This is a genomic window from Chthoniobacter sp., assembly GCF_040003245.1.
Classification (GTDB): domain Bacteria; phylum Verrucomicrobiota; class Verrucomicrobiia; order Chthoniobacterales; family Chthoniobacteraceae; genus Chthoniobacter.
This window is the reverse complement of record NZ_JBDUCX010000207.1, coordinates 1-12,151: the sequence shown is the minus strand read 5'-3', so window position 1 is coordinate 12,151 and position 12,151 is coordinate 1. Positions and strand designations below refer to the sequence as shown.

Sequence of the window (12,151 nt, the reverse complement as noted above, 5' to 3'; positions counted from 1 at the left end):
CCTTGAGCTGCTCGAGGAATGCCTTCGATCCCGAGTGCGCGATGGTGCCGAGATTGTCGATCAGCTCGCCATGCGTCATGCCGATGCCGGCATCGGTGAAGGTGATCGTCTTCGCCTGGTCGTCGGTCGAGACGCTGATCTTCAGCGCCGCATCCGGCTCGAAAAGCTCCGTGCCCGAGGTCTGGAGAAACTTCAGTTTCTCGCTGGCGTCGGCGGCATTCGAGATCAGTTCGCGGACGAAGATCTCCTTGTCGGTGTAAAGCGAATGGATGACGAGATCGAGCAGTTGCGCGATTTCAGCCTGGAATGCGTGTTTTTCGATCGTGGACATAATTTGAAGGGCGCGGAATCTACATGCGATGAGGGGAGGGGATCAATGGCGAGTTGCAGGGCTTTTGTTTTACCGCCGAGGCGCAGAGGCGCGGAGGACAATGGGACATCACTTCTCATTGTCTGATTGTCAGACTGTCTCATTGTCTCCTCCCCTCTGTGCCTCCGCGCCTCGGCGGTTCCCCTACCCGGTTTTCCGCCCCCAGGTTAGCAGCGAACTGCTCCGCGCGTCGCTGACGCCTGGGAGCCACAGGCCTGCAGCGTCTGGTTAGGTCTTGCCAGTGTCACTTCTTGGCGAGGCCGTCACGAAAGGTGATGGCTTCGAGTTCGACGCGGACCGCATCACCGATCGGAATCACGGGACGCACTTCGAACACAAACGCCGGCAGCATCGAGCAGAATTGGTGGACCGCTGCCGGATCATCACAATCCAGCATCATATAGCCGCCCCAGTCACCCACTCGAATCACGAACAATTCGATCTTGAAATGGGCGGGCGCCTTCCATTGCGTGAAAACCTCCAGAATCCGCTTCTGTGCATTCTCGTATTCGATTGCGGAGCCTTGCGGACGCTCGGTCCAGGTGAGCATGTATTTCATGGGGGGTCTTGGTTTGTTGTGCTGGGGTTATCGGAAATAGACGTGCGAATGTGACCTAACATCCTATTGAACCGAGTGGAGAGTGCATCAAAAGTCGGCAGACCAGTGGAAATGCGGCGGAACGGGTAAAGCAAAAGCGGTGGTCTCCATTTCTTCAAGGCCAAATGGATTCCGCCGCGCGGGTGAGGCCTTCATCCGCACGTAGCAGAGGATGCGGCTGGCGCCGGAGCGGTTAGAGTGCTCGCTTTTTTGGGGATGAACCCCGGGTGGTCGCTCGCAGGTTGCCAGCGCCCGCCGGCGCTGCCCTGCGGGCTGCCGATGGCAGGCTATCTCGTTCCACTCGGTTCGCTCGACCCGGGGCTAATTTCTGTTGTCCCTTCGGGAAATGCATTCTGATATCGCCGAATTGCCGACTCGAAGAGACCGGTTAATGGCCTCAAGCTGCGCGCCATGCGGAATTACTGGAGCGTTTTCGTCAATACCTTGACCCTCGGCAAAGAGGGGCAGTCCTTTCTTGGCGCCGGGTGGGTGGAGGGATTGCTGCGTCTGGCTCCCGCCAGCTACCGGCGGCAAATGGCGCTGACGGTCCTGAGCTGGAGCCCACACTATTTCTATCGCGGGATGAACCCGGAGTATTCGCGTTTGTCCCACGCGGAATTTACCGCCCGGGAGTTCGAGCGGAACAAATCCACGCGGGAAAAACTCTGCGCGGCGGTGCTCCGGCCCAGCTTGGGGAGCGACCAGGTGGTGCTCGACTATGGTTGTGGGCCGGGGTTTCTGGCCCGGAGCGTCTCGCCCCACGTCCGTCAGGTTTACGCGGTGGATCTTTCCGCAGGCGTGATCGAGTGTGCGCGGATTCTCAACGGTGCGCCGAACATCACCTTTCTGCCCACCGCGCAGCTCGATGAAATCCCGGATGCCGCCGTCGATCTCGTCTATTCGTTCGCCGTCATTCAGCATGTGACCGACGCCGTCTTTCGCGAGATCCTGGCGACGATGCTTCGCAAATTAAAGCCGGGCGGCCAGCTCCTGATTCATATCGTGCTGGATGACGCGCATTGGAGGAGGGAAGAGGATTGGAAGGGCGACCGATCGGTGACGGGCCGGCTGCGGTTGAAGTATGCGCTGAATTGTTTCCGGCGCACGGCCGCGGACGTGACCGGGATGCTGGAGTCCGCCGGTTGCCGGGAGATCGTCATCCGGCCGATGCAGGAATGGTGTCCGGAGCCGTTCGACGACGTGTGCACCCAGCACTTGGTCTCGGCGTTAAAGTAATCTGCTTCGCCGGATGCGCGGGCGAACTCAGCACAATAAGGGGGAGGAAACCGCAGATTTCTCTCTTCTCCTATTCGCGTTCATTGGCGTCCATTCGCGGTTGAATCCCACTGGAGGCTCGGCGAAAGGTCCATGGCGTAACGGGAACAACCGCAGAGATTCAGATGGGAACGTGGGAGAGATGGACCGCGGATGACACGGATGGGCACGGATTTTTAGCAGCAACACTTCATCCCATATCCATCCGTGTTATCCGTGCCATCCGTGGTCAAATTGCCGTCTTTCAACGTGCCCGAGGCGGTTGAAGACTGCCCCTACTTGCTCGCCAAGGGGCGTACTTTAGCTGCTCTCTCCGCTCCGGCGTAGTATTCTTTGAAACGCTCTAATCGCTCTCGGCGGTAGCGAGGTGCCGCCGGACGGACTTTAGCGCGAGGAAGCAAAGCGGACGTTACTGGCGAAGTGCCGGGCGGCGTCAGTGAGCTTTCCGGCCCGGTCTGTTTCCACCAGCCACTGCCGCGGAATGGCGATGTGCACGTTGTATTTCGTGCCGTTCCGGTGCGCCCAGCGGAGCATACTGGCCCCGGCGCCGTTGCAAAACTCCACGACCTCGTTGCCGCCCATGTCTTCCAGGATCTGGCGAACAATAGTCAGATTGGGGAACTGGGCATCGGAGGGAACATTCAATTGCATACAATCATGATTCGCAGGGAGTTAGCGATGCGAGCTCCTGATCCAGCTGTAGGGGAATTTCTTACGGCACGGGAGGGGGAGAGGATCCAACATCCAACATCCAATTGGGAACCCTTCTGCAGAGCGCTTGCGCCATTGGAATTGGAGGCCTTGCGACAGGCCCGTGGTGCCGTGGGGGCAATTCGATGTTGGGTGTTGGACGTTGGATGTTCTGCCTTTGCCCACTTTCAAATGCCTATTGCGCCCCCGCCCCGGTCTAGGCCAAGCTCCCGCTCCAATTCATTCAACCCCACCCTCCACTCTTTTTCCTCCTCCATGGGTCGCCAATGGCTCCAAGCAAAACGTGAAGTAGCCGGCCTCAGAAAAGGCCAGATGGTCGGCAAGATCGTCAAAGAAATCATGGTCGCCGCCAAGCTCGGCGGGCCGGATCCCGACGGCAATCCGCGGCTCTTTGCCGCCATCGAAAAGGCGCGCCGGCAAAGCGTGACCCGCGACGTGATCGAGCGCGCCACAAAGAAGGGCGCGGGCGTCGGCGACGAAAAGCTGGTGATGGATCACATCGTCTTCGAGGGCTACGCGCCGCACAAGGTGCCGGTGATCGTGGAAGTGCTCACGGACAACAACAACCGCACCGCGCCGGAGATGCGGCTGCTCTTCAAAAAGGGCCAGCTCGGCGCGCCGGGCAGCAACAAGTTTCTCTTTGAACACGTGGGCCTCGTGGAGGCGCACCATCCCGATGCCGGGACCGATCTCGAAGGCGCGGCCATCGAGGCCGGCGCGAATGAAGTCGAGCCGCTGACCCACGCGCAAAACGACGACATCCCGGCGGGGACGGCCGGCGCCCGTTTCATCGCGGATCGCACGGCGACGGCCGCGGTTTCCAAATGGCTGGCCGCCAATGGCTGGACGGTCGTGACCGCCGAGATCGGCTACGTCCCCAAGCAATTCCCGCAACTGACCGACGCGCAGAGCCAGGAAGCCGGCGAATTTTTGCAAAGCATCGAAGATCACGACGACGTGCACCGCATCTGGGCGGCAATCAAGTAGCGCGGGCCTCCTTCCTGAGGTGGCCGTTCGTTTTTACCACGAAGGCGCGAAGACACGAAGGGCTGAACTTTCCTTCGTGCCTTCGTGGTTCAATTATCACCGCGGATCGGTCACGCGGCCGAGGAAGAGACACGCGCCGCTGGGCACATGCTGGATGGCGAAGAGGAACGGGTGATCCACGCGCACTTCGGGTGGCTTGGAGGGGATCATCGCCCCGCCCGGGGCCATGACCACGGCGGTGGCGGCGGCGGCCTCGGTGCCTTTTTCGTCGAGGGCGAGGAACGTCTTGTGCAGGACGGCGCCGATATAGAGATAGTCGTTTGGCTGGCGCGGGGCCATGCGGTCGAAGTTGGCGCTCCCGGCCGGGTGGTCGAAGGCGGTCTTCATGCCGAGCGCTTGCAGGCTGTCGCCCAGCGAGAGCGTGGGCGGTTCGAGGCGGAACTTGGGCAGGTAGAGAATGACCTTTTGTGAGGGGAGGTGTGCGCATTCCTCGAGCAACTTCGGTGTGAGCTGCTTCTCCATGGCCGCCAGGCCGGCGGGGTTGTCCGGCAGCACGATGACGAACTGCAATTCGCCGCCGTAGTAAGTGCGCGTGACGACTTGAAAGCCGTCGCGCTTCGCATAGCCGCAGTGCGTGCCGCTGAGCATCGTGGGCACTGGCACACCATCGCGGCCGTGGACGAGGAAGCGCTCGTTCTTCGTCGCCCCCTCCACAAATTCATCGCTCCACGGTGCGCGCAGGTAGAGCGCATTGACGAGGGTGAGGCGCGTGTCAGCTTTGATCACGCCCGCGGGAATGAGATCGCGAATCTTGTTCTTCGTCTGCTCCTCGACCCAACGATTGATTTTGGCCCGGGCCGCTTCCGGCGCGCTCCGATAGTCCACCTTTTCGAGCGGGGCGTGATATTGCGTCTTCACCAGATCGAGGAAAGGCGCGCGGAATTCGTAGTGCTTTTCCGCGAAGAGGCGGTTCGCGAGGTTGAATTCGATGGGTGTGTTCGGGCCGCCGTTCTTCTTCGAATTCTTCACGCTCTCGACGGTTTTCTTCGCCGCATCCGCCAGCTCGCCGGCCAGCGCGGCGAAGCTCCCGTGCAGCGCCGTCTCATCGGCGGGAAAGTGGAGCACGCGTTGCATCTCCGCCTGGGTGTCGCCGTCCGCGCCGGCGAAGGTCATGGCGAGCGCGTTTTGAATCGAGTAGGGGGAGAGCAGCAAATTGTCCTCGCCGTGGGCTTGCGTGCGATAGAGGTCCACGCCGAGCGCATTCACGGCGGTGGCGGCGGCTTTGGAATCCGCGGCGTGCGTCCGGGCCAGGGCCGCAGCGAGCGAGAGGAAGAGCAGGAGGGTTGTCTTCATGTTCATGGGAAAAGGCCGGACGTTGCGACGATAGTTCGCTCCGCGCGTCCGGGAAAGCAGAGTCTCCGCCTTCGCGTGGGCGCGTTGCGCGTTTGACTTGCCCGGGCTTTTTCGCGATGCAGCCGAGCCTGATGAAAGCATGGTTTTCCAAATTCTTCGCCGTCGTGCTCGCCATGATCGGAACCGGGCACGCGCTGGCCGACCGGCCCGAGCCGCAAATGAGCTGGCTGGACAACGGCACGATCCGCCTCGGCGTCGATTTGCAGATCGGCGGCGCGATCACCTGGCTCTCTCGCTCGGGTGACACGACGAATCTCATCAATAGCTTCGACTGGGGGCGGCAGGTGCAAATGTCCTATTACGCGGGGCCGGTGCCGTTCATCGCGGGGACAAAGCATCCGGCGAAAAATTGGGAAGGGCTGGGCTGGAATCCGATCCAGGTGGGCGACACCTACGGCCATCGCGCGCGGTTGCTCGAGCAGCGCAACGACGGCCATGCGCTCTACGTGAAATGCGTCCCGATGCAGTGGCCGCTCGACGATGTGCCCGGCGAATGCACCTTCGAAAGCATGCTCGAGTTGGACGGCCCGGTCGTCCACGCGCGCTGCCGGCTGGTGAATGCGCGCAGTGATCACACGCTCTATCCGGCGCGCACGCAGGAATTGCCCGCCGTCTACACGAATGGGCCGTGGCACCGGATCATCAGCTACACGGGCGCGAAGCCCTTCACGCATGACGCGGTGACGCAGCTGGAAGCGAAGCCGCCGCCGCAATGGAATGGTTGGGATGCGACGGAAAACTGGAGCGCGCTGGTCGATGATGCGGGCTGGGGCCTGGGGGTATGGAATCCCGGCGCGGTGCGTTTCGGCGGCGGGTTCAATGCCCAGCCGGGCGCGGGCGGACCGAAGGACAATCCTTGCGGCTATCTGGCTCCGCAGCGGGTGGAGTTGCTCGACCACGATATCACCCACGAATACCGCTACGACCTCGTGCTCGGCACCGTGGAAGAGATCCGCGCGCACGTCTATCGCCAGCCACGGGATGCGTTGCCCGCCTGGCGCTTCGCGAGTGATCGCCAGGGCTGGCGCTACGAACGCGCGACCGATACCGGCTGGCCCATCCGCGACGCGCTCGCCGTGCAACTCACGCAGGACGATCCCGCGCTGCTCAGCCCGCGTTTCGTCGCGCATGCGGAGGCGGCTCCCGTGCTGGTCATCGACGCCGCGTTCAAAAACGTGGCTGCGCCGCATGGGCAGGTCTTTTGGGCATCGCTCGAACAGCCCGGTTTCGAGCAATCCCGCTCCCTCCGTTTCGACGGCAATCCCGACGGCGCCTTCCACGAATATCGAATTCGCTTAAGCGATTCGCCCGCCTATCGCGGCGCGATCACGCAATTGCGTTTCGACCCCGCCGATCACGCGGGAGGCACGGTGCGGATCCGCGCGATCCATTTCGCCGGGGAATAGCAGAGACGCGGAGAGCGCAGAGGGATGGCTTCACCTCTTGGGGGACGTCCAACAGGCAGGTGGTTCCATTGGCTCCATTGGCTCCATTGCCGAAAATGGCAATTTTCTGCAAAAAAAATACGGTGTTTGCCCTGCGCTGAAAGCCAAAAGCCAAGTGGCGTATCGCTACACCACTTGGCTCTCGTAACTTGGCTCTTGGCTCTCGGTCCTACTCCGCGGCGGGACGCTTCTTGGCGGCGCCATCCGGATTGGCCGCGCCATCGCCGTCTTTGGGCGGCTTCGGGCCATCCCCCGGAGGGCCATCATGATGGACGGGGCGGAACTCGTCGGGCGTCAGTTTCCCGTCGCCATTCTTGTCCAGCTTCTTGAGCGAAGCAGCGGCATTGGAGATTTCCTCGGCGGAGAGGGTGCCATCCCCATCGGTGTCGAGCGCGGCGATGAGCGGAGGCGCCGGGCGCTTGTGGCCATCAGGCCCGTCTTGAGGACCGGCCGGGGGGGCGCCATCGGGTGCGGCTGCGCCCGGAGCGGCGGGGGCATCGGCGGCAGCGCCATCCGGCTTGGGACCTTTCGGCTTTTTGCCGTCGGGCGGGCCCTTGCGCGGACCGTCGCCATCCTTGTGCGGGGGGCGCAATTCGTCCGGCGTGATTTTGCCGTCGTGGTTCTTATCGAGCTTCTTCAGGGACTCGGGAGCTTTTTCGATTTCCTCGGCGGAGATGGTGCCATCGCGATTCGTATCGAGCGCGGCGACGAGCGGCGGCACCGGCGGCCGGTGTTCGCCTTGCTGGCCACCTTGGGGCCCGCCCTGGCCGGGAGGCGGGGGCGGTGGGTTGGGGCCGCCTTGGCGGGCGGGGGGTTGCGCGAGGGCCGCGCTGGCGGTGAGCGCCAGGGCGAGCGTGAGGAGGTGGTTTTTTCGGATCATGTGTTTGGTTTCTGTTCTGGGTTTGGCTACCGGGCCGCGCCCAGACTGGTGGGCAGCGCGATGCAGTAGAGGGTTCGGTTGGAGCGGAGGAAAAGCTGCCGCCCGGCGAGGGCGGGCGTGGCGTTGAAATCGCCGTCATCGCCCGCGAGTTGATTCTGGCCGAGCAGCTTGAATTCCGGCTGCGCGGCGATGACGTAGGTACCGGCCCGGCGGCTCACGGCAAAGACGGCGCCATTGGCCAGCACGGGTGAGGCGTAGAACGGTTTCCCGCGGCCCACGGCGCTCGAGCCCGGCAGGCGTTCCTTGTAGATCAGCGCGCCTGTCTTCGCATCGAGGCAAGTGGCAAAGCCGGCGTCGCTGACGACATAGAGCCGGCCTTCGTGCAGCACTGGAGTGGGAATGTAGCTGCTGTTGTGCGAGGTCCAGGCGATGTGCGTGGCCGTGACGTCGCCTTTGCCGCCCGTGCGCACGGCGACCGCGCCGAGTTGCGGAAAGCCGCCGAAGGCAAAGATCATCCCATCGCCGGCGATGACGCTCGGCGCGATATTTCCTGGCAGGCCCGTCTGCGCAAACCAGCGCAGCTTGCCCGTGTCGGGATTGAGGCCCCACAATTCGCCGGGCACCGAGAAGACGAGATCCGTGCGCCCCGCGTCCTCGACCAGCACCGGCGTGCCGAAGCTGTAGGCCAGCGCATCGCCGGTCGCGCGCCAGGCTTCCTTGCCGGTCATCTTGTCGAGCGCGACGAGGGCGTGGCCTTCTTCCGAGGCGTTGATGATGAGGAAATTCTGGTAAAGGATCGGGCTGCTCGCCGAGCCCCAGTGCTTTTGATTCGAATCGGTGCCGAGGCTTTTCTGCCACAACTGGCGCCCGGTGAGGTCAAAGGCTACCGCGCCGCTCTTGCCGAAGAAAACGTAGACGCGCTCGCCATCGCTCACCGGAGTGTGGGTGGCGTAGCCGTGCTCGGTGAGGAAACCGTCGTAGTAGTCCTCCGGTTGCGCCGCGGGCACCGGGCTGGACCAGAGGATCTTGCCATCAGCCCGGTTCACGCAGACCAACTCGCGCTGGAGTTTCTTGATGTCGCCGCCGCGCTGGCCATCACCATAGCCTGAGTAGCACGTCACGAAAATCCGGTCGCCGACGACGATCGGGCTGCTCGTGCCGCCGCCGGGCAGCGCGGCCTTCCACTGCACATTTTGCGTGTCGCTCCACACAGTGGGCGGCTGCGCATCGGCGGCCACGCCCGAGCCGTTCGGCCCGCGGAAACGCGTCCAGCCGGTTTCCGCACCGGCTTGGGAGGCGATCAGCAGCGCGGCGACCGCGAAGGCGATGTTTTGGGGGTAGAGACGGACGCGCATTCACTGATCTAACGCCACCACGTAGTTTTGCGGTGCTGGAGAATTGTTAAGGAAGTGTAAATGTCGGGCGCACCAGTGTATTTGGGGCGGCCGCCCGCCCGCCGTTACGCGTAGCGCCGGTACTTCTCGAGGCCCTTCTCCAGCTTTTCGCGCAGCGCCACCACGGGGTCCGCCGCTGCCGGCATCGTGGACGCCGCGACCAGCAAGCGCACCATTCCTTGCACGTCTTCCACCGAAACAAACTCCGGCGCGATGGTCGTGTCGGGGCCGCAATTGTGGTAATTGCCGAGGGCCACGCAGAGCGCGGCGGTGCGGTAGCCGTAGAGCTGATAAGCCGTCGCTTCGCACGTGCCGCCGCTCATCAGGCAACGCTGGTGTGGGATCTTGTTTTCCGCGGCCAGCGTGGTCAGTGCCCGGGTGTCGGCGTCGCTGAAAATGGAAGTCTTGTCGCCCACGCGGATGATCACGCCGTCGCCCATCTTGCCTGCGCCGGGACTGCGTTCCGAACTGCATTCGAGCGAGACGATCGTCACCTCGTGCGCCACCTCGCCGGATTTCGCGAGGTGGATCGCGCCGACAAAACCCACTTCCTCCGCACGCGAAAAGAGGCCCAGCACACTCGCCTCGGCCTGCGTCTTTTCCAGTTCGTGAAAGAGCGCCAGGATGGTCGCGCAGTGGATGAGATCGTCGCACGCCCGGGAATAAATGCGCCCGTCTTGCACCTCGCACGCCGGCAGGTCCCACATGGCAAAGGCCCCGAAATCCCGCGTCGGAGGCTTCTTTACCCGATACTCCTCCGGCACGCCGCCGAGAAATTCTTCGCCGACAAATCCCGGGTGATCCATGTGCGCGGCAAAGGCGTAGCGCGGCGCCGCGTTCCCGCGCTGATAGTGCGCGATCACGTTGCCAAAGAGATCCCGCGACACCCGCACGTGTGGGCATTGCGCGAGCTGCATGAGGATCTCCCCGCGCACCGCGTCCTCGTGAAAAGGCGCGGTTGGCTGTGCGAGTACGGAACGGATGAGGGCGAGGAGGGAATCGAGTTCCACGATGTATTTACTGGTTTCTAGTTTCTGGTTTCTGGTTTCTGGTTCGGAGCCGCGCGCGTGACAACCCCAAACCAGAAGCCCGAAACCAGAAACCTACCAGCGCTTTCGCCGTGGAAGCGCTTCCGCTATCTCCTCGAAGAGGCCGGTTGCCGCCTGCTCGCCGCGGTACTGCCGCATCTCCAGCGCGAACAATGTGTGAAGCTCGGCATCCTGCTCGGCGACGCCGCCTACTTTCTCGATGCCCGCGGACGCGCCGTGGCGCTGGCCAATCTCGAGTGCGTCTTCGGCGACCGCTACACCGTCCCGCAGCGCCACTGGATCGCGCGGCTCTCCTACCGCAATTTCGCGCGCACCATGCTCGATCTCTTCTGGGCGCGGCTGATGGTGCGCGGCACTTACCAGAACTACATGCGCCCCGAGGGCTTCGCCGCCATCCGCGAGCAGCTCGCCCGGGAAGGACGCGGCACGGTCTTCCTCTGCGTGCACCAAGGCAATTGGGAATGGGCCAGCCTCGTCTCCGGCTTCGAGGAGTTCTTCAACGTGGTGGTCACCGAGAATTTCAAGAACCCGCGCCTCACTGCGATCTTTTCCCAGATGCGGCAGGTCTCCGGGCAGACGATGATTCCGCAGGAAAACTCCCTGCTCCGCATGCTGAAGGTGGTGAAGCGCGGCGGCGCGACCGGCATGCTCCTCGACCTAAACCTGCGCCCCTCCCAGGCGGCCACGGTGATCGAAGGCTTCGGGATGAAAATGTGCGTGCCGGTGCTGCACGCGGTTCTCGCCCAGCGTTGCAAGGCCCTGCTGGTGCCGGTGGAGACGGAGCCCTTCCGCGACGGCTCGGTCCGCATCACCGCGCACCCGGGACTGGTCGTCCCGTCCGATGCCACGGTCCAGCAGATCTCGCAGCAATGCTGGGACTACTTCGAGCCCATCCTGCACGAGCGCCCGGAACTGTGGCTGTGGCCTTACAAACACTTCCGCTTCCGCCCCAAGGACGCCACGCGCCCCTACCCCTTCTACTCCCACGAATCGGCCAAGTTCGACAAACTCCTGCGAACAGTGACCAAGTGATTCTTGAACCGCCGAGGCGCGGAGCCAATCGGCGGGCGCTGTCTCCCAGTCTCATTGTCCGATTGTCTCATTGTCTTTTCCTCCCCTCCGCGTCTCTGCGTCTCTGCGTTTTAAAATGCCTTTCCTCCACCGAGCCACACTGTGCCGCCGTGTCACACCGTACGGGCCAAAAGTGGGACATCCACCGGCTTTTGGCACACTGGGCGCCGCCTCTATATTTCGCACAAATCACTCTGAAAAAGCGACTTACACCACTCCACCCTCCCCGGCCCACTCCATGCTGAAGGGCCGATCCCTACTTTTCACGATAGAAACATATTACAATGGCTAAAATACTCGGTATCGACCTCGGAACCACCAACTCTTGCATGTCCGTCATGGAAGGCGGCGAACCCGTGGTTCTCGAAAACTCCGAAGGCGCACGCACGACGCCCAGCGTAGTCGCTTTCAGCAAGACGGGCGAACGCCTCGTCGGCCAGGCCGCGAAGCGTCAGGCGGTGACCAATCCGACGAACACAATTTTCTCGGTCAAGCGCTTCATGGGCCGCAAGTTCGACGAAGTGCAGTCCGAACTGCACCGCGTGCCGTACAAGGTCATCAAGGCCGCCAACGGCGACGCCCATATTTCCGTCACTGTGAACGGCGAGACCAAGGCCTACAGCCCGCCGGAAATCTCGGCGATGATCCTCGCCAAGCTCAAGTCCGACGCCGAGGCCAAGCTCGGTGAAACGATCACCCAGGCGGTCATCACCGTCCCCGCTTATTTCAATGACTCGCAGCGCACCGCGACCAAGGACGCCGGCAAGATCGCGGGCCTCGAAGTGCTCCGCATCGTCAACGAGCCCACCGCGGCCTCGCTCGCCTACGGCCTCGACAAGAAGTCCGACGAAAAGATCGCCGTGTATGACCTCGGCGGCGGCACCTTCGATATCTCGGTGCTCGAAATCGGCGACGGCGTCTTCGAGGTGAAGGCGACCAACGGCGACACCCACCTCGG

General features: G+C 62.9%; 12 protein-coding genes. 5 read left to right on the top strand and 7 right to left on the bottom strand.

Annotated features, from left to right (window positions below):
- Window positions 1-331: ATP-binding protein (locus ABJF10_RS23235; RefSeq protein WP_348547003.1), on the bottom strand; the 331-nt coding region annotated here is incomplete at its 3' end.
- 283 nt (window positions 332-614) lie between these two features.
- Window positions 615-929, bottom strand: coding sequence for a DUF3303 family protein (locus tag ABJF10_RS23230; protein ID WP_348547002.1), 315 nt, complete (start codon window positions 927-929; stop codon window positions 615-617).
- A 450-nt stretch (window positions 930-1,379) separates the two neighbouring features.
- Between ABJF10_RS23230 and ABJF10_RS23225 the strand changes: the two genes are divergently transcribed.
- Window positions 1,380-2,204 (top strand): class I SAM-dependent methyltransferase, encoded by an 825-nt coding sequence (locus ABJF10_RS23225; RefSeq protein ID WP_348547001.1) that lies wholly within the window; start codon window positions 1,380-1,382, stop codon window positions 2,202-2,204.
- A gap of 423 nt (window positions 2,205-2,627) precedes the next feature.
- On the opposite strand, the gene ABJF10_RS23220 is transcribed toward ABJF10_RS23225, so the two are convergent.
- Window positions 2,628-2,888, bottom strand: a complete 261-nt coding sequence (locus ABJF10_RS23220; protein WP_348547000.1) for a hypothetical protein — start codon at window positions 2,886-2,888, stop codon at window positions 2,628-2,630.
- Between the two features lie 321 nt (window positions 2,889-3,209).
- Here ABJF10_RS23220 and ABJF10_RS23215 point away from each other — a divergent pair, with 321 nt between their 5' ends.
- Window positions 3,210-3,941, top strand: coding sequence for a YebC/PmpR family DNA-binding transcriptional regulator (locus ABJF10_RS23215; RefSeq protein WP_348546999.1), 732 nt, complete (start codon window positions 3,210-3,212; stop codon window positions 3,939-3,941).
- A gap of 96 nt (window positions 3,942-4,037) precedes the next feature.
- On the opposite strand, the gene ABJF10_RS23210 is transcribed toward ABJF10_RS23215, so the two are convergent.
- Window positions 4,038-5,294 (bottom strand): serpin family protein, encoded by a 1,257-nt coding sequence (locus ABJF10_RS23210; RefSeq protein WP_348546998.1) that lies wholly within the window; start codon window positions 5,292-5,294, stop codon window positions 4,038-4,040.
- Between the two features lie 131 nt (window positions 5,295-5,425).
- On the opposite strand from ABJF10_RS23210, the gene ABJF10_RS23205 reads away from it, so the two are divergent.
- Complete coding sequence (locus ABJF10_RS23205; protein WP_348546997.1) at window positions 5,426-6,760, top strand: hypothetical protein; 1,335 nt, start codon at window positions 5,426-5,428, stop codon at window positions 6,758-6,760.
- 208 nt (window positions 6,761-6,968) lie between these two features.
- Here the strand turns inward: ABJF10_RS23205 and ABJF10_RS23200 are convergent, their stop codons facing one another.
- The 3 genes from ABJF10_RS23200 to ABJF10_RS23190 all read right to left on the bottom strand — a co-directional run bounded on the left by ABJF10_RS23200 (window position 6,969) and on the right by ABJF10_RS23190 (window position 10,083).
- Window positions 6,969-7,679, bottom strand: a complete 711-nt coding sequence (locus tag ABJF10_RS23200) for an EF-hand domain-containing protein (RefSeq protein ID WP_348546996.1) — start codon at window positions 7,677-7,679, stop codon at window positions 6,969-6,971.
- A gap of 26 nt (window positions 7,680-7,705) precedes the next feature.
- A complete protein-coding gene (locus ABJF10_RS23195; protein WP_348546995.1) occupies window positions 7,706-9,034 on the bottom strand; it encodes a PQQ-binding-like beta-propeller repeat protein in 1,329 nt (442 codons plus the stop codon).
- Window positions 9,035-9,138: 104 nt separating this feature from the next.
- Window positions 9,139-10,083 (bottom strand): M20/M25/M40 family metallo-hydrolase, encoded by a 945-nt coding sequence (locus ABJF10_RS23190; protein WP_348546994.1) that lies wholly within the window; start codon window positions 10,081-10,083, stop codon window positions 9,139-9,141.
- 57 nt (window positions 10,084-10,140) lie between these two features.
- On the opposite strand from ABJF10_RS23190, the gene ABJF10_RS23185 reads away from it, so the two are divergent.
- Window positions 10,141-11,154 carry a lysophospholipid acyltransferase family protein gene (locus ABJF10_RS23185; protein WP_348546993.1) on the top strand — a complete coding sequence of 338 codons (1,014 nt, stop codon included), beginning with the start codon at window positions 10,141-10,143 and terminating at the stop codon, window positions 11,152-11,154.
- Window positions 11,155-11,477: 323 nt separating this feature from the next.
- Window positions 11,478-12,151, top strand: a 674-nt coding sequence (locus ABJF10_RS23180) for an Hsp70 family protein (protein ID WP_348546992.1), incomplete at its 3' end; no start/stop codon positions are given.